Origin of the sequence: Sedimentibacter sp. B4, from assembly GCF_000309315.1 — a bacterium.
Taxonomy (GTDB): domain Bacteria; phylum Bacillota; class Clostridia; order Tissierellales; family Sedimentibacteraceae; genus Sedimentibacter; species Sedimentibacter saalensis.
In genome coordinates, this window is the sequence record NZ_CANG01000903.1 from 22888 (window position 1) to 42765 (window position 19878).

At 33.6% G+C, this 19878-nt stretch carries 11 protein-coding genes; 1 reads left to right on the forward strand and 10 read right to left on the reverse strand.

All coding sequences use genetic code 11. The features are described from left to right. Positions 1-40: 40 nt before the first annotated feature. From BN358_RS13975 to fusA, 5 genes are all read right to left on the reverse strand, one after another. Entirely contained in the window at positions 41-1423 is a 1383-nt protein-coding gene (locus BN358_RS13975) for a TnsD family Tn7-like transposition protein (RefSeq protein ID WP_019229264.1), read from the reverse strand. Continuing rightward, positions 1417-3129 carry an ATP-binding protein gene (locus BN358_RS13980; RefSeq protein WP_019229265.1) on the reverse strand — a complete coding sequence of 571 codons (1713 nt, stop codon included), beginning with the start codon at positions 3127-3129 and terminating at the stop codon, positions 1417-1419. The genes BN358_RS13975 and BN358_RS13980 overlap by 7 nt, the downstream gene beginning before the upstream one ends. After that, positions 3080-5221 (reverse strand): Mu transposase C-terminal domain-containing protein, encoded by a 2142-nt coding sequence (locus tag BN358_RS13985; RefSeq protein WP_019229266.1) that lies wholly within the window; start codon positions 5219-5221, stop codon positions 3080-3082. Before BN358_RS13985 ends, BN358_RS13980 begins: the two co-directional genes overlap by 50 nt. Further along, positions 5221-6060 (reverse strand): heteromeric transposase endonuclease subunit TnsA, encoded by an 840-nt coding sequence (locus tag BN358_RS13990; protein ID WP_019229267.1) that lies wholly within the window; start codon positions 6058-6060, stop codon positions 5221-5223. The genes BN358_RS13985 and BN358_RS13990 overlap by 1 nt, the downstream gene beginning before the upstream one ends. A 128-nt stretch (positions 6061-6188) precedes the next feature. Continuing rightward, positions 6189-8243 carry an elongation factor G gene (gene fusA / locus BN358_RS13995; RefSeq protein WP_019229268.1) on the reverse strand — a complete coding sequence of 685 codons (2055 nt, stop codon included), beginning with the start codon at positions 8241-8243 and terminating at the stop codon, positions 6189-6191. A 191-nt stretch (positions 8244-8434) separates the two neighbouring features. On the opposite strand from fusA, the gene BN358_RS14000 reads away from it, so the two are divergent. Then, positions 8435-12526, forward strand: coding sequence for a DUF445 family protein (locus BN358_RS14000; RefSeq protein WP_019229269.1), 4092 nt, complete (start codon positions 8435-8437; stop codon positions 12524-12526). 120 nt (positions 12527-12646) lie between these two features. Here the strand turns inward: BN358_RS14000 and BN358_RS14005 are convergent, their stop codons facing one another. The 5 genes from BN358_RS14005 to BN358_RS14025 all read right to left on the reverse strand — a co-directional run bounded on the left by BN358_RS14005 (position 12647) and on the right by BN358_RS14025 (position 19877). After that, a complete protein-coding gene (locus BN358_RS14005; RefSeq protein ID WP_019229270.1) occupies positions 12647-14011 on the reverse strand; it encodes a sodium-dependent transporter in 1365 nt (454 codons plus the stop codon). A 467-nt stretch (positions 14012-14478) separates the two neighbouring features. After that, positions 14479-14970, reverse strand: coding sequence for a GNAT family N-acetyltransferase (locus BN358_RS14010; RefSeq protein ID WP_019229272.1), 492 nt, complete (start codon positions 14968-14970; stop codon positions 14479-14481). A gap of 14 nt (positions 14971-14984) precedes the next feature. Further along, on the reverse strand, positions 14985-16184 hold the full coding sequence (locus BN358_RS14015) for a TolC family protein (protein ID WP_019229273.1): 1200 nt from the start codon (positions 16182-16184) through the stop codon (positions 14985-14987). Positions 16185-16211: 27 nt separating this feature from the next. Beyond that, positions 16212-16790 (reverse strand): TetR/AcrR family transcriptional regulator, encoded by a 579-nt coding sequence (locus BN358_RS14020; RefSeq protein WP_019229274.1) that lies wholly within the window; start codon positions 16788-16790, stop codon positions 16212-16214. Between the two features lie 9 nt (positions 16791-16799). Next, positions 16800-19877: an efflux RND transporter permease subunit gene (locus tag BN358_RS14025; protein ID WP_019229275.1), complete on the reverse strand. Its 3078-nt coding sequence runs from the start codon at positions 19875-19877 to the stop codon at positions 16800-16802. Position 19878: the final 1 nt, after the last annotated feature.

The window sequence follows — 19878 nt, forward strand, 5'->3', positions numbered from 1 at the left end:
GCAAGAACTTCATTAGACATTGTTAACATTTACTTAGATATTATTTGCTATTTAACTTTTTTCCAGTTATTAAAGGGGCATTTACATAATAGCTTGTCCCTGTTAATTTTATAATATTTTTATTCTTTGATGAAGGAGCATTATTTTCCCACCAATCCCGATCATATTTCAATAATGATTCATATATGTTTGAATATTCTCGTGCTATTTCGGTTCTACTAATATTAGGATTGGATTTCATTATTTCAACAATCTTTTTTTTATAACTATCAAGTGTTTTTTTATTTGCCTTTTTATTTGAATTTCTAGCAGAAATATCTTTTTTGCCGTAGTTCAAAACTTCTTTAATATAATATCTATGTCCATTATTGCATATATGTAATAGAACATTTTTATTATCATTCACATAACGTGAATATTTAAATCTACAATGTTTACATTCAAAAATACCATAAGTATTATCTAAATCATCATCTGTAGATTTTATTTTTACCTCTTTAATCACATATTTATCTCTACAACTACAAATGCCGTTGATACACGCCCAAGGACCGTCTCCAAATGGCTTATAATCTCTATTTATGTCTTCTATTAAATTATTAATACTTTTGCCTAAAAAACTAATTAAAATTAAGTGCTGTATTAAATTATTAGGCCTGCACGAATCATCAAGCCTTCTCCTATTCCAACCTATATATTTATGTTCTTTATAAAATTTATCTAAAAGATTTAAACCTTCATCACTATAAAAGTTTATTATTTCCTCATTTAAGCTATCTCTACATATTGTTCCACAACGAGTTGCGAGTCTTTTTTCAATTAAAATCTTTTTATAATAGTTTTCAAGAACATCACAATTTATATATTTATTTGTTCTACAAGAAAGTAATTCAGAAGTCATTTTTGCGACCTGCCACGCATTATCATATTTTGAATCATCAAAAAATTGAATATTGCTTAAATCTATTTTATTTACATCAAACTGATTATAATTATTAATAGTATTCCATGTTACTCCATCGCCATATGGCTTTAATGCTACTCTATGCTTTGAGCAAATAAGCAAATCAAGCTGATGTTCTCTATGAAAATAGGCTTCACCATACTTTCCTATATCATTTTTTGCACATTCAGGACAAAAAAATAATTGTCTGTTAAAACACCAATCAAAATTTTTATATCCATAAAACGGACGATAAAATGGAGAAGTCGTATGATTTAAAATTAATTCATTTTTATTATACGAGCCCCCTAAATTACTTATTAGAGTATCTAAATAATAATTATTATTATTTAAACTACTTATGCCATATAAATCATAATTTGTATCACTATAACTTTTATTTCCGCTATAAAAGTGGTAACGCGATAATGCAGAAAACAGCAATTCATTTGGATATGGGTCTGTAAAAAAATTTAACATATTAATTCATCCAATGGTTTTTTTATATAACCGTTTTTTAATAAAATTTCATAGGGATGTTGTTTAGAATCAATTGCATTTTTATATAATTTAAGCAGGCCTTCTTTGTTTGACGACGCATTCTTTTTTCTTGTCTCTTTAACTTTTACTTGATTATTTTTATAGATAGCTTTTTCAATACATATACCCTTTATTTCATCATATCCAATATCTATGGGGTGTGTTTCAATTTCCTTGCTTACCAATGAAATAATATCATAGTTAGTTAAATTGGAAAAAATCTTTAAATTCTTCAATTCCAATACTATTGATTCTGTCCTACTTTTTCTTTTATATTCTAGATCACATTTTCTCTCTTCGTATAACTTTTCCATTTTACTCGTTAAATCTAATTTATTAAAAATATTATCAGATACAATATCATAGTTTATAGTTATATCATCATATTTTGCAATCTTTTTTATATTATTAGTTCTAATAGCATTCAACATTGGTTGTAGTAATTTCAAATCGTTTTTTGATGTATCCCTAATTAATTTAACAGTTAATTTTTCTTCTCCTTCCATCAGCGCTCTTTCTTGAGCTAAGATGAATAGATTAACAGCTACTGAAGTTATACCTTGTGTTTCATCATAAAATGCATCTTTCATAACATCTGTCAATTCAGCATAATCTTGCAAACATTGCATTTCCCACAGCATATTAATTAAAATATCCCATTCTTTACTTTCCTTAACCATCCTATCCCACAAAATAAAGCCATCACTTGATGCTCTTCTAGCTTGCCTGAAATTACCTTTGAATAGCTCTTGAGCCCTTGGCGTTCCTATTAAAACCGTAGGAATTCCCATTGTATTGCTTAATGTTACAAAAAAATTCAACATTTCTTCCGGATCATTTTTAGAATTAATTAAATGCTGTATTTCATCAATAACTAATATACCAATACCATACATACTTGCTAGTTGCGTCATAGATATCATCATAGTAGATGTTATTCTACTTGTATAGCCAAATCTTTCAAAATATTTTGTTCCCAAAATATTATCAATAGATTTAAAAAAACTTTTACATAAAGTCGATAAACTTCCATCATAAGGGCAATCAATTTTCAACCAAACAATTTGTGTTCTAGTGAAATGTTCATTTTTATAGGTATGGTGCCTAATTACTTGAGGGTACATTAAAAGCAATCTTTCTATAGCCGTAGTTTTTCCAATACCAGATATCCCTAATAAAGTTAGACTATCTGCAGTTGATCTCAAATATTTCATTTTATAATCAATGTCTTCAATAGTTGAAAACTTGTTGATTTTCATATCATTTAAAATATTTAATCTCTTTAAATAGTCAACTTCTTTAGGATTACGGGCTAAATACCCTCTTCGAATCATTGTTGATAACTTACTTTCTAAAGTAAGATGCATACTAAACACCTGACTATAATTTTTTATTCTTTTTAAGGTATGAAACCTTACATTTTTTGCTTGGTATTTATAATCTTCCTCAAATTCCGGAATATTATAAAACTTATCAATTATATCATCATCAGTAAAAATTCTTGGTAGCGCCTCAATAAAAGGGTTATTCCTGTACTCATTTATTTCTTGTTCTTTATATTCTGCTTCTTCCAATCTTCCTTTTAAAACTCGTATACTATTTATGTCCGTCAAACTTTTCATATCCTTTTTGTCTAATTTTTTCATACAAACTGTCAATATTACTTATATTATTTATTTTTGAACCATCCGCTTCATTATCAACATGTTTTTCTTTAGTTTTGTCAAGTTCAAACTTTTCAAATTCTCTATTTAATTCTTTTTCTATATGTCTATTGTTTCTTATATTTTTAATTTTTTGCGTATTACTTAAATCCATTAGAGCGATATTACTTTTTCCTTCCTTTTGAGCTTGCTTAACAATATCTTCTATGTCTTTATCTAAATTACTTAGTTTTTGTAGATTTTCCTGTTCTTTCTCCTTTAACAATTCTTGATGTAACTCTTGAAAATAAACTACTTCATAAAGAATAGCATCTTTATATTGAATACACGTGTCCAATAAAAAGCACTTTTCGTAACTTCTACCATCACTGTCTGGAATATATATGTAATTAACATTTCGTGGATCATATACTATGTTAATACTTCGTATTTTATTTTTAACAAACCATTGTTCTTTTACAGCTTTTTGGCTGCTATAAAAAAGTCCTTTAAACCTTATTCCACTTCTAGATACACTCGCTTTAGCTTTAGGCATAACATTTAATTTCATTATTTCGCCATCAATTACTCTTAAACCGCCTTTTTTGTTCTTTATACCCCAATACCACAATTTTGTTGGTATTGGAGCAACTCCGTCACTTATCATTTCTTTTTCTATAGGGTATTTTTGAATTATTGTATTATTATGACTAAGTACAAGTTTAATAATGATTTTTGTAAATTCATCTAATGTCAACTGAGCATCTAACCTATAATCTCTATCTCCACGTTGCCTATACTCTTTCATAATCGCACCCGGAGTTTTATGTTTTATTTTAGTGTTTATAGTTCTGAAACGCCTTTCAACAATGCCTTTTAAATCTCCTCTATATGGCGGGGTATTTTCTATTGATACTCCTAAATTATTAATTAAGTTCTCCACTGAATAGCCTTCAAATTCACCTCTATCAGCAATAATTATTTGAGGTAAGTGGTGTGCAGGCCATTCACTTTCTTCTATGTCAATATCAAACCTTTTACAATATTCAACTTTATCAGTAACCATATTATCTAAAGCCATCATTGCACCTATCCATGATGGACCTTCGAATCCAACGTAAATACCTGTAACTAATCTAGAAAAAACATCAATAATTGCATAGACTATAGGTCTACCAATAATTCTCTCCCTATCAAACTTACTTATTAAATAAATATCTGCAATTGTGGCATCCACTTGAAATCTTGTACCTGGTCCTACAGTTTCCATAGTAGAATTATTAAGCAATGGTCTATCTTTTAAATCATATTCCTTAATTCCTTGTCGACTAATAATTTCATTGGTTGTGTCTTCAAATCTTCTCTTCCAATAGTAGAATTGAGGATATTTAGGTATTTTATCATAAAGAGTATAATTTAATTTTCCATTACTATCTTTATATTTATATGAGAAAAATTCACGTAGCATCTTGTTATAAACTTCCGTTAAACTTTCTTGTTTTTCATTATAATAATACTTTTCTATACAAATTCGGAATATATTCTTGATATCTTCTGTTACATTTATTCCTGAATTATTTTTATCACCATATTTGCTAGGTCTACCGACTTTATCATCTCCTAATACTCTATCCTTTCCCTTTCCACCGCAATTTCTATAATTCGGAAGCATGGACATCTTAGTCATTCCATATCTAAAAAATCTGCTAAATAACCTTCGTGCTGTACGTTCTGATATAAAATTTTCTTCAGCAATCAGTTTAAAAATATTCCTTTTACTATTTTTTTCTATTATATCAAATTTATATTTACTCCAAGCATTTTGAATTATACTCCAATTAAGATCTCTTTTTTTTATATTTTCTAAAGAAATGGATTCCTCGTCAATGGCCTTTGAAAACGGATCGGAAATTTTAATATATAATCCAAGACTTATTTCGTTTTCTAAGCTGCTTAATTTATATTTTTCACAATTAGGAAGTGTTGAATTTAAAGGATAATAAAAACATATATCGTTTTCAACATCGACTTCTATAATTCTAATAACTTCATTATTATTATTTTTGTTTATATATACAGCATTACTATATACCATTAAGAAATACCTCTATTAATATTTGAAAATTGATTAACACTTACATCAATATGAGAATTTAAATCCAAACCATTCTCAATATTTATTTTTAATTCTTTAGTTATTAATAAATGTTTAAATAAGGCTATTCCGCTTCCATCTATCATTTGCATCTTTTTATCAAATTCGTTACATAACTTTCTAACAGATCCATTATAATTTAATAAATTACTGATAAAATCATATTTCATATCTAGCATTATTTCTGTATCTATCTCTAAAAAGCCTTCAATTTCTTTTAAATTTTGATAGCCATATAAATCAGCAATTATTTTTGAAACATTCTTATTTACTTCATTTTCAGTAACAATACCCCAATCAATACCTTGACGCTCATAATAAATTCTTTCTATTTCAAATTTTTCAATAACTCTTTTATTAAATAAAGCATCTTTAAATTTAAGAGTTCTAGCAATCAAGTTGGTTCCACCATGGAAGTCTTTAATAGTTATTAGAAAATCTGTTGTTATTGCTTCTAACTCTTTTGTTTTAGGGTTTTCAGGATGATCTATACCTAATTCTTCAGCAATCAAAATTGTTTCTTCTATTGGTAAAATGGGGAATTGTTCTCTGATATCTTCTACATTATCTGCAAAATCTAAATAGTAAAAATAATTTCGTTCTAAATCTGATAAAAAGCCATGCATTCTGCTTGTTTTTAAACTTTTAGTACGATCAGATCTTCCAAGAGAAGGTACATCTTGAATATCAATCCAAGGTTTATAATTAAAACCTTCACCGCTTCCTCTGCCTTCACTTATTTTTTTCTCATAATCAGAATTTCTTTTTCTTTTTGACATAAAAAACACCTCTCGGTATTATAGCCGAGAGGATTAAATTTAGTCAAACTTTATTTTAAATTGGCGCACTTTATTTTAAATTGGCACACTTTATTTTAAATTGGCACACTTTATTTTAAACCTACAGTCTAATTTTCGTTCTTAGCCTTGTAGTCTGATATTACTTTTTCGGCCATATTGAACGGCATTTCGTCGTATCTTAAAAATTCCATCTCAAAGCTTCCTCTTGCCTGAGTCATGGATTTCAGGTCTATGGCATATGTGTACATTTCTGCCATTGGAGCCTCTGCCATTACGTGCTGAGTTCCGTCATCCTGTTGTTCCATACCGAGAATTTTTCCTCTTCTCTTGTTCATGTCGCCCATGATGTCTCCTAAGTATTCATCAGGTATGCTGATTTCAACCTTTGCGATTGGTTCAAGAAGAACAGGTTTTGCTTCAGCCATACCTTTTTTGAACGCCAATGAAGCTGCCAGTTTAAATGACATTTCGTTTGAGTCAACGTCGTGGTATGAACCGTCATACAATGTTGCTTTTACGCCTACAACCTTGCAGCCTGCCAGGACACCTTTGTCCATGCATTCATGGAGTCCCTTTTCTACTGCAGGTATAAAGTTTCTTGGAACTGCTCCTCCGAATACTTCATCCACAAATTCAAATTCTGTCTGTGAAGGTTCAAATCTTACACGAACATCGCCGTATTGTCCGGCTCCGCCTGATTGTTTCTTGTGTTTTCCTTGAACGTCTGATTTTCCTCTTATTGTTTCTCTGTATGCAACCTTAGGCGGAGTAAGATTTACTTCAGCCTTGAAGTTGTTTTTAAGCTTGTTGGCAATAACTTCTAGCTGAATGTTTCCTTGTCCTCCTAATATTTGTTCTTTTGTTTCAACGTTTCTTTCTATCATAAAGGTTGGGTCTTCTTCGTTAAGCTTGTGAAGTCCTGTACCAACTTTTTCGTCATTATCTTTTGACTTAGCACTTACTGCCATGAAATAGCATGGTTTAGGGAAATCTATGCCTTCGTATACTATTGGATTTGTTTTTGTTGAAATAGTGTCTCCTGTTTTGAAGTATTGCATTTTAGAAGTTGCACCAATGTCTCCTGCTGCTATTTCAGAAGCTTCAACCTGATCTTTTCCTCTTAAACAGAAAATATTTCCGATTCTCTCTGTTTCGCCTGAATCCGCATTGTAAATATCCATATCTTTTTTAATAGAACCGGACATAACTTTGAACAACGAAATTTTACCAACAAAAGGGTCTACTATTGTTTTGAAAACTAAAGCTGAAAGCGGAGATTGTGTATCAACTTTTCTTATTTCTTCTTTAGAACCATTCATTCCTTTAACTTCGGCAAGATCCTGAGCACTTGGAAGATACTCGATTATTGTTCTTAAAAGCAGTCTAGCTCCAAGACCTTTTATGGCTGATCCCAGTATTACAGGAACTAATTCTCCTGAAAGGACAGCTTTCTTTAAGCCTGTATGTATTTCTTCGTCTGTAAACTCTTCACCGTTGAAAAATTTATCAAGCAGTTCTTCATCTGTTTCGGCAACGCTTTCCATCAACAGAGCTCTTACTCTTTCAGCCTTTTCAGCTGTATCAGGAAGTGTATCAACAGGTTCTGGTCCTATGTAGCATTGTCTGTTCAGGATATCCATGTATCCGTCGTGATTTTCACCTTTACCCAGAGGAATTGTAAATGGAGCTACTTTTTTTCCAAATGTTTCTCTCAATGAATCAAGTACTTCGTCGAATTTAACGTTTTCTTTGTCCATTTTATTAAGCACTATGATTCTTGGCATGTTTCTTTGTTCAGCATATTTCCATGCCTTCTCTGTACCTACTTCGATACCTGAGCTTGCATCTACTACTAAAACAGCGCTGCTTGCAACCCTTAGGGCTCCATATACTTCGCCGACGAAATCAAAATATCCAGGAGTGTCAAGAAAATTAATTTTAGTATTGTCATACTCTATTGGTATGATTGAAGTGCCAATAGAAACTTGTCTGTCTTTTTCTTCTTTATCGAAGTCTGAAACTGTATTACCGTCTTCGACTCTACCCATGCGGTTTGTAACATTGGTAAAGTATAAAAGTGATTCCGTCAGCGTTGTTTTGCCACAGTTACTGTGGCCAATTAAGGCAACGTTTCTAATTTTGTCTGTGCTATACGTTTTCATTTACTTTATTCCTCCTAATAGATTCTGCTTATTTATTATATTTTACATTAATTTACATGATAAATCAATATAATTTTAATATTGGGACTATAATGCCTGTTTTATGAAACAATAATGATACATTTAATGAATATTTGCATTTTTTTAAAAGAGTGATATAATCTACTATTATTAACAATTCGAGGAAAATTATGAATGAAATTTTATTAAATTTTTTAGCACAGGCAGTATTAGGCGGAGCATCGGGATACATAACAAACGATTATGCAATTAACATGCTTTTCAAGGAATATACTCCGCTGAAAATAGGAGGAGTGATCAAAAAAACAAGGACTGAGTTTATAGACAACTTAAGCTCCATGGTTGAAAATGACATTATAAACAAGGAAAAGCTCCATGAAATCCTTACAGATGACAAGTTTAAGGAAAAATTTGATGTTCTCACAGAGGATTTCTTTAAAAATAGCCTTTATGAATCAGCAGGAAATGACAAATTTTCAGACATTGATGGATTCAGCTCCACTATGTCAAATACGGATAACTATGTATCATCATTAATAGAAAAAATTGTTCCTCCAGGAACTGATTTGATTGTTGACAGCATAGAACCAGGAGACATTTTAAGCAATGTACAGCTTGAGAAAATATCTTCTTCTCTTTATGATTTTATTGTTGAAACTCTTGAAAGCAAAGACATTTTAGAAAAGTTCCTTCTAAAACTGTATGATACAGTCAAGGATTGCAATGTAAATGAGCTTTTATTAGGAGCAGAAAATTTTTCATCAGCAATATTAACAAATATTTTTGAAAAATTACCGGATATATTCCGTTCAAGTTCTAATATAGATGATGTATCCGAATTAATAAACTTAAACAGTGCTCTGAACAGCACAAAGCAAGTATTATACCAAAGAGAATTAAAAACTATACTTAACATAGACAGCCTTAAAAAAGCAGAAATTTCAAAGAAGTTTCTTGATTTCATAAATTCAGAAAAAGGCCAGAACTTAGTATCAAAGCTTGGAAGTTCTATTTTTGAGTACGGAAAAAGACTTGATAAAAGCATTTTTGACCTACTTGATTCTTCATTTGAAAGTAATTTGAAGGAATATATCAAAGAAAATCTGCCTCACCTGACCAGCAGCATTGTAGCATGGATTGAGGAAAACAGTAAATCTATAGATCAGCTTCTTGAAGATTCTATTGATGAAGTTATTAAGGAATCAGACGGCTTAAAGGGAAAGCTTCTGTCTACAATTAAAAACTCATATTTTGGAAATCTCAGCCAGAAATACAGCATAGTCAATAAAATCATATCATTTGTTGAAAAGATTGCTGAGCCTGAAAAATTATCAGAAAAGCTCAGCGCAAAGGCTATAGAAATTCTAAGCAGCATGACTGTTGCCGAAATCGTGCTTGAAGCCGAAAAAAACAACATAACAGCTGAACGTCTTTCTCAGGCAGCAACAACATACATTAACAACAATTTTGAAGCAATATTTAACGAAGTAATAGACAAAGCTGGAAATCTGAAAATCAGCGACATGGCTCCTGACTATGCATTCGGCCATATCAGCCTTAAGAGCATCCTAAGCTCAAATACAATTTTATCAATGGCAAATAAAAGTGCACATCAAGCTGTTAATGATAAATTATCCTTAAAATTATCCGAACTTTCAACAGAACAGACTGCAAAGAAAGTTATAGATAAGACTGACAAATTGATTGTAAATCTAGTTAAGAACAGTGATGGAGACATTAAGAAAGAAATCCAGATAAAAATTGAAAACGCATGGAATATGAAGTCGTCCCTAAAGAGCAAATCAATATATGAGCAGGTTGACGGTGAAATTTATGCTGCTTATAAATCTTTGTCTGAAAATTTAAAGGATATGAATGTTTCAGATGCCCTGGACAGATTAAACTCCATCGAAAATCTTTCGCTAAACAGCTCAAGATCTCTTCGTGAATATGTGGTTAACAACACAGATACAATTCTCAAGGGTTCAATAAAAGGAATAGTTTCTTCAAACCTCAACAAGCTTAGTGATGATGACCTTGTTGAATTTGCAAATGAATTTATAGGGCGCGAGCTTAAACCAATTATGTTTTTCGGAGGAGTTCTGGGAGTTACTGCCGGTCTTATTTTGGCTGCTTTTCAAAATGCTCCTGCAGATTCGGGCAGCATAAGTGCTGTAACCATGGCAACATATGCGTTCGTGGGATTCATTACAAACGTCCTTGCAATAAACATGCTTTTCAAGCCTTACAAGGAAGTGAAGATTTTAAGTAAAATCCCTCTTTTAAGACACTTTTCCCATGGATTTATTTTAAAAAACCAGAAAGCTTTTGCAAAGAGCACAGCAGACTTTATTGACAAAAGCTTGTTAAGTCAGGAAAGCATCAATTCCCTTTTCAACGAATACGAATCAGTTATAAAGGAAAGTTTCTTGAACAGTGCAGCAGATAAAAATTATGAAACTGCAGGAAGAATATTGTCTGATAACAGAAAAAATATTACTGAAGGCATATTGAAGTTTGGCAACAATAAAATTTCAGAAAATTCAAGTACAATTGCTGCTTCCCTTTACGACAAGGGAGGAACAGCAAAACTATCAGCAATTATTGACTCCAATATGGCAGAAAACTTCACAGACGAAGCATTAAAAGGAATTTCAAGCGATAAATTAAGCAGTATGGCTTTTGAAAAGATAAACAGTGACAAAAACACACTTGAGTTTGTGTCGTCACCCATGGTTAAAAATGTGCTTGTAAGTGCAGTTGATAAATATTACACATCATTTGAGGAATTTGTAAGTGACAGCACTAAAATCAAAAATTTCGCTGTGAAACAACAGGATAAATACAATACATTAACCGGCAAGTCCTTGACTGAAATACTTGGCAAGGAAAAAACAGAACATTTTACAGAAACTGCCTCTGTAAAAATTTCATCCTTGGCTACTTCAAAATCCTCCAGAGAAAAAATTTCTCAGGGTGCAGTAAAAATTATAAATCGATATTTTGACAGCGACAAGAAATTTGAAGAACTTTTTGACGGTAAATTAAAAGAATATGTAGACAAAAATCTTCCTGGTATTCTCAAGAAGTTGTCCTCAGCTGTAAAAAACAGTTCTATACAAAACAAGGACAAAATATCTCTCATGGTGCAGGCTGAAATAAAAAACAGTCTCGGATTCATTGAAAGAGGAATGTATTCATTCATGGGCGGCGATGCAGTTGTGGATGAACTGATGAAAAAAGTAATGTCAGAAAAATTGCCTCTTTTCATTGATAGCAAGGAAGAAGAGCTGAAGAGTATTTTCAGAGCAGTAATAGAAGATAAATTTTATAAGTCAAAGGTACAGGTACTGCGTTCAAAACTTGATAAGATAGAATTTAGCAGTATGATTGACAGATACCTCGATGAAGGAAATTCAGCTAAAATTGAAAGCAACATTCAAAAAATTGTTAAGGATTTAATGTGCAATGAAGCTGCTAAAGATATAGATGAGCTATTAAAATTTTTTTACATAAATGACATTGAGAGCATATTTGATCTTTACGGCGAAGAAATAAGTGCATTCACTGAAGAACTGGGTCCTTCTCTTAAAAATAGCAGTCAGGAAATTCATAATAAGATTTCTGATCTTATAAATGAAGTGCTGAACAGCATTTCTAAAATTTCTGTGAGAGAAATATTTGAAGGGCTCAACAAAGAAGACTTAAGCAAGATGTTATCAAGCTTATTTAAGGCTCTTGAAAAAGATAAAAAACTGCAAAAGTTTACAGCAGAAGCATTCAAAGAAATCGCTGTATGTTTAGGTGACTTAAGTATTTCTGATGTTGCAGACAGAGATGAATTCATAAAATCAGGAAGCACCTTCATTGAAAGGATTGCAAACAGCAAGGAATTCGAAGAATTATCAAGGAACATCATGCTTTCTTTATTTGACGAAGCTGCAAGTAATAATTTTAACTTCATTGATGAAAAATCAAAGAGTTATATTTTGAACATTTTTGTTGATTCATGTATTATGAGTTTGAAGAAAAACCTTGATGATATATTGAAGGCAGTTCAGTTTGACCAGATAGCAAGAGAAGAAATTGAAAAAATGGAGCCAAAGAAAATTCATGAAATGTTCAATTCCTTTGGAGAAAAATATTTCAGCCGTTTAATGTTATATGGTTTTGGCGGCTTTGTTTTTGGAATCAATATGTATATAGGATTTGGACTCACTGCATTAAAAGCAATATCAGGATTGTTTGGAAAGGAAAAATAAAAATGTGCTGTAAGCACATCAGACTGCCATTCTGCGGGCGGACACAAGGTCCGCCCCTACAACTTCAAAAATAAGAGGTTGTGAATAGCCTGATGTGCTTATAATAGCACATTTTTTTATTTAAAATAAAGCTATGATATTTTGAATCAAGATAAATCCTATTCCTATTGGTGCCAAATATTTGATTGAAAAAGCCCACATTCCGGCTAAGCCAAACTTCACAGTTCCATTATTAGTTGCTTCTTTGAGAGCCTTATCTGTTCCCCATACCCATCCAACAAAAATACTCAGCATGAATGCGCTAAGAGGCAGAAGAAGATTTTCAGCCAGGAAACTAATTGAATCAAAGAAGTTCATTCCATTAATAAATGTTATTTCACCAAATAACGGTCCATTGGCCAATGATGAAGGAACACCTATTAAAAATGCTACTGCTCCTAAAATAATTGTTGCATTTTTTCTTTTCCAGCCATGCTCATCTACAAAATATGTCACTGCCGCTTCAAGCAGTGATATTGATGATGATAGTGCTGCAAAAAGAACAAATATGAAGAACATGGAACCAAAAATCGAACCCATTGGCATTTTTGCAAATACTCCAGGCAATGTTATGAACAACAGTCCAGGTCCTGCTGATGGGTTGTAACCAAGAGCAAACACTGCAGGCAATACTGCAAATGCTGATAAAAGTGCTGCAGCAGAGTCCATAAGCGGAATTTGCACTGAGCTTGTTGTAAGCTTTTCATTTTTATCAAGGTAGCTTCCATATGTTATTATAACTCCCATACCAAGACTTAAAGAGAAAAACACCTGTACAAGAGCTGCAATTATTACCTTAATGCCGAACTTCGACCAGTCAGGTTTCAGCATGTATTCAAGACCTGCTGATGCTCCAGGCAGTGTAACGGCTCTGATAACTACAACAAACAGTATTATAAACAATGCAGGCATCATCATCTTGCTTGCCTTTTCTATACCTCCCTGTATACCACCCATTACAATGCCCAAGGTCAGTGTTATGAATATAGCGTGGTATATCAAAGGTTCAAATGGCTTGCCTATGAAAGTTGTAAATATGTTTCCAAGAGCATCGATATCTGTTGTATTAAAATTACCAGTGAAGGCAGAAACAATGTATTTTATTATCCATCCGCCTATTACGCTGTAATAAGTCAATATTAAATAAGATGCCAGTATTCCTATTATTCCGACCCAAGACCATCTTTTCTTGATTGCCCTGTAGGCTCCAACCGGACCCTGATGAGAATGTCTGCCCAGAATTAGCTCTGTGAGCATAATTGTGAAACCAACTAATACAAGTATTGCTATATAAGTGAAAATAAAGACTGCACCGCCATATTCACCGCATAAATACGGAAACTTCCATACGTTTCCAAGCCCTATGGCAGAACCTGCTGCTGCAAGCAAAAAGCCTACTCTGGATCCCCATGAACCTCTTTCATCTGTTGAATTTAAATTTGACATTTTTACCTCCCATGTATTGTTAATTTTTTGTTGATAGGTGCTTTTTAACCTCCCATTCAAAAATGCAGGCTTTTCTCTGATAACGTTTTTTTAGACGATATTTATATGATTCGACCATTATAATTAACAACAGTTTGTTAAATTAATAATGATTTCACGATTAAACGTTAAATACAAGCAGATTTTAAGCCAACTTTTCCGATTATACTATAATTTGAGCTATATTTCAACCTTTTTATCAATATAAAGCAATATTTGGGCTAAATTGGCATATTGCATTTAAATTTTTGAATTTTATGTTGGCGGATCTTGTATATGCCTGTTTTATTAATTCAATAATTTTGAATTTTGTCATTTCCGGGAGGACAGTAGTCCTCCCCTACAATCTGGGATTCCGAATTCACTGTTAATTTCAATATTAATTAGTATAAAAATAGGAAGTCTAATTGACTTCCTATTTTACTAATTTAATTCAATTTTAAAATCATGTCATACCACTTAGCTCCGCCGTGTGTTGAACCTGAAACTCCCAGATTTTCAAAACCAAACTTTGCGTAATAATGTATAAGTTTTTCCTTGCATGTTAGTATTACAGCTTTCTTACCTCTTTCTTTTGACAATTCTATTATGTGATTAAGAAGCTTTTCTGCAATACCTTTCCTTTGGTATCCAGGGTCAACCAGCAGTCCGAATATTGCTTGATTTTCACCATCAGGAAGATGAGTAGTGTCGTCATGAAACATTTCATCAAATATTACAGGACTGTTTGTCATGCATCCGTTCACAACACCTATTATTTTCTCATCTGTTACAGCTACAAAAAAGCTTTCAGGAAATGTATTTATTCTTCTTTTGAATGAATCCCTGGTGGCTGCTTCTTCAGGAGGAAAGCACACCGACTCTAAGTGTGCAATTCTATCAAGATCTTCTTGTTTTGCATTTCTTATTTCAATGTTCATTTTGTCAATTACCTCTAATAACCTGATGAACCAATTAAGTTTGAATTGTCAAACATAAGCTTGCTTAAATTGTAAGCAACCAGGACCTGGTAACGTCCTATTTCAGCCTGAGCGAGATTTGCATCTGCAGAAATAACATCAGCTGCAGCAGCCATGCCGTTTGCATATAGAAGCTTGTTGATTCTTGCTGCTTCCTTTGCCAGTTCAACAGTCTTATCCATGTTTACCAAAGATCTTTCTGCCTTAACAAGGTTCAGATATGATGTTCTAACATCAAGCTCCACATCTTTGTATGCCTGAGGTACATTAAGCTCTGCATCTTTAAGTTCTTCTACAGCAGCTTTGTGTTGTCTTAAGTTAGAAGTGTAGTATGCAGTATATACATGAGTTTTTATTTTCTGAACTTCTAATGCATTTTCCGCTTCGATTATTTCCGTTCTGTCTTTTTTTGCCTTCTCAATTGCTGCATTAAGGTTTAGCTGTTGTGTGGGAACATAACTTAAATCCTTGCTTGTAAGGATTACTTCTGTATCAAAAGGCAGATTCAATCCATTTAATAGATTTAGTTTTGCCATGTTTAAATCGTCATTGGCTGAATCCAGGTCCGTCTGAGCCTGCTGAACTGCCATTTCTCCGCTTAAAACTTCAGCTTTTGTAGCAGAACCGGTGTTGAACTTAAGATTTATAACTCTTAACTGTTCATTTGCGCTGGCAAGTTTCGCCTGATTTATTTCAATTGTTTTTTCTGCAACCAAGACGTTGTAGTAGATTCTTATTGTACCGAGTTCTATGCCAGCTGTAAGAACTTCTTTGTTTTTTTCAAGAAGCTTCATTTGAGTATCAGCTGTCTTTATGTAATACCCATTCTTTGCAAGAAGTGTTTCAACATAGTTGCTTGAAACATCTATGTTCAGCATAGATAATGTACCAAGATCAAGATCCATTATCATTTCTGCCTGTTCTTTGGCATCACTTCCGTCTTTTCTCATTTGTTGCATTTGTTTTATACCATCATTAATTTTCCACATTCCCCTGTCGTTTTCAACAGCCAGCTTAATGGCATCTTCAATTGAAAGCTGAAGAGGCTGTACAGTCACTTCTGTGGTTTCAGCAGTTGTTTCAACAGCTGTTTCTTCATCTGCCAAAGCATAATTTGTTTGTATTGTACTCAATGTAAGTACCATCGCCAATAACAGCGCAATTTTTCTTTTCATACGCCCTCCCGTATTTAATGTTTTTATTTATTTTACACCAAAACCGTTGAAAAGTAAATTTATTATAATTTCTTCTCCGCTAATTCCGGCGAAATTGTTTGTACATTTGTTTCTGATAAACTCGCTGACGGTTCCAACAATCATTGTTACTACCAAATCGGAAGGAATATTCTTGTTAACAAATCCTTCTTTTTTGCCCTGCTCTACCATTCTGATTATGATTTTATTCATGTCTGAAACATGGTTCATCATGGCATAAACCACTTTCTCGGAAATTATGTTTTTATTGGACATTATACCTTCGATAGTTGGTTCATGACATTTTTCACTGCCTTGTTTCATCGATATCATTTCTGTGAGCTTTTCTCTGAAAGTAATGTCCCTTAAGCTTATTTCCTCAATTTTATCTTTGATTCCTGTCACTTTTTCAATGCAGGTTTCATCAAAAATTTCCTGCTTGCTGGTGAAGTATTCATACAGTGTGCCTTTGCCTACCCCTGCCTTCAAAGCAATTTCTTCCATCCTGGTATTATGAAATCCCTTTTCTTTAAATAACTCCATGGCAGAGTTTAAAATATCTTGTCTTTTTTGATTGAATTCCGCCACTGAATCCTCCTAATTTTGTTCTACTGTATTTTTATGTTTAATGAATTTTCTTTTGAAAAATTCTGTAATATCATCAAATATTGTGTACATAACCGGTACAAGAACCAATGTCAAAACAGTGGACAATGCCAAGCCTCCGATTACTACAACACCCATGGATTGTGTAAGCTCTGCTCCTTCTCCGATTCCTAAAGCCATTGGCACCAGACCCAGAATAGTTGTCAGTGCAGTCATCAAGATTGGTCTTATTCTTATAGGACCTGCCTTCATAATTGCTGAAGTCCTGTCTTCACCGTTTCTTCTCCTGTTGTTCACATAATCAACAAGCACTATGGCGTTATTAACTACTATACCAACAAGTATAATCAAACCTATGAGACCTATTACATTCAGAGGCAGCCCTGTGACAAACAGTCCTATAAATCCTCCTGACAAAGCAAGAGGAACAGAAAACATGATTGACAACGGCTGGATCAGCGATTCAAACTGTGCTGCAATTATCATGTAAACAAGGGCTACAGCAACTATCATAACCATAAACAAATCTGCAAAAGTTTCTTGTATTTGTTCTGTTTCTCCTCCAAATGTGTAGCTGTATCCGTTTGGCATCTCATAATCCGCAAGTGCCTTTGTAATGTCGTTGGAAACTGACTGAACGTCTCTTCCTGCAACACTTCCTGTAACGGTGAGAGTCCTTGTCTGGTTTTCTCTTGTTATTCTTACAGGGCCTTTGGCTGTTTTAATTTCCGCTACTTCAGAAAGGGGAATTGTTCCACCTGCAGGAGTTGTTATTGGAAGCATATCCAAAAGCGACATGCTTTGTCCGTACATATTGTCTCCTTTTAAAACTACATCAAGCTCATCTCCGTCAATTTTGAATTTTGTAACAGTTGAACCTGCAAGAGTGTTTCCAACCTGAGAGCCTATTTGAGCAGTTGTAAGACCATATTGAGATGCAATTCCTCTATCAGCTATAATTTGTACCTGAGGGATTCCGTCTTCATAACTTGATTCTACTTCTCTTGTTCCGTCTACATTTTCAATGATTTTCTTGAAGTCCTCGCCAATGCCTTTTAATGTGTCAAGATCATCACCCTTAATAGCTATAGATATTGCTCCTCCGCTCATGCCCATGGACATGGTTGAAGTTTCTGTAACGCTTATTTCAGCACCAGGAACATCTTTAAGCAATGTTCTCATTTCATCGCTGACTTCCTTGACGCTTCTGTCCCTGTCAGCCAGGTCTGTAAGCATTACCATTATGCTTCCTGCATTTGAGCCGCTTGATATGCCCATCATTCCCCCGCTGCCTGCTGAGGTGAACACCGTCTTAACTTCAGGTATTTCTTTAATAATTTCATTTATTTCGCTTAAAGTATCATCAACTTGAGTAACTTCCGCTCCGTCAGGAAGAGTAACACTTATGCTGATTTGTCCTTCGTCCGTAGCAGGGAAAAACTCTGCTCCAACTGAAGCCACCATTGCAATACTTGCTGCAAATATTGCTATTGCTGTCAAGACAGTTGTAATTCTATGTCTCAAACTCCAGCTAAGAACTCTCTTGTATGTTGTAACAATTTTGCCGTGTTTTTTCTCCTGTTCTTCTTCGGACTCGAGGTTTCTTACTGAAACCAACTTTGATGACATCATTGGAACAAGTGTCAGTGCTACCAAAAGTGAGCTCAAGAGAGCCATTACTATTGTTAGGGCAAAATCTCTGAATATGGTGGCTGCAAGTCCTCCGGTAAACACAATTGGAATAAATACGGCAACTGTTGTAAGTGTGGAAGCTGTTACTGCCATTGATACTTCGTTTGCTCCTTCAATAGAAGCATTTATTCTGTCCATTCCAAGACTTCGATGCCTGTAAATATTCTCCAGTACAACTATGGAGTTGTCAACCAGCATACCAACACCCAGAGCAAGACCACCTATGGTCATCATATTCAGTGTTATTCCTGCAAAGTATAAAAGAACAAATGTGGTTATTATTGATATTGGTATGGAAAGAGCTATTACCAATGTTGTTTTGAAACTTCTCAAAAATATCAATAGTATTACTACAGCAAGCATCGCTCCAGTAATAGCAGTGTTTTTTAAATTATCAATGGACTGGTTTATGTAATCTGCCTGGTTAAAAACCGTTTCAATCTTTAAATCAGGATATTCCTTCTGAATTTTTTCAAGTTCCTTAGTAACGTCTTTTGCAACACTTACAGTATTTCCGTCAGATTGTTTCATAACGGATATTTGAACAACGTCCTGTCCGTTAAGTTTTGTTACAGTAGACTGATCTTTGTTCACAAATTCAACATCAGCTATGTCACTTAATCTAACTGTTCCTCCTTTGGGAAGAGTAATATTTAAATTTCTTATTTCTTCAATATCTTTAAATTCTCCTACAGTCCTTACTGTAAGTTCGTTGCTTCCCTTCATGACCGTTCCGCCAGAAAGGTTTAGGTTTTCAGACTTAAGTATTCCGGAAATGTAGCTTTGGCTCAAATTGTAGCCCTTTGTCATTTCTTCCTTTAGCATTATTTCAACTTCTCGCTCAAGTCCACCTGAAACATCTGCTGAAGCAGTTCCTTCTATTCTTTCGAGTCGAGGCTGAATTACATCCTCTGCTAACTTCTGAGTTGTCTGAAGACTTCCTTTGCTTGAAATTGCAAGCTGCACTATGGGCATGCTGTCAAGGTCTATTTTCATTACAATAGGTGACGTTGTTCCGTCAGGCAGGAAGCCTTTTATCATATCAATTTTTTCTCTCATCTGAAGTGTTGCTTCGTCCATGTCTGTGCCGAAATTAAACTGCATCAGCAACAGTGAGCTTCCTTCATTTGAATAAGAAGTAATTGTGTCGATATTTTCTATGGTACCAACAGCCTGTTCCATTGGAACAGTTATGAGATTTTCAACTTCTTCAGGTCCTGCTCCTGAGTACGTGGTTTGAACAATTGCTATTGGTAGCTCAATGTTAGGAAGCAGGTCTATTGACAGTTTGCTCAGGGATATGGCTCCCAGAACTATAACTATCAATATCATCATGGTTATTGTAACGGGTTTTTTTACTGAAAACTTAGCAAACATG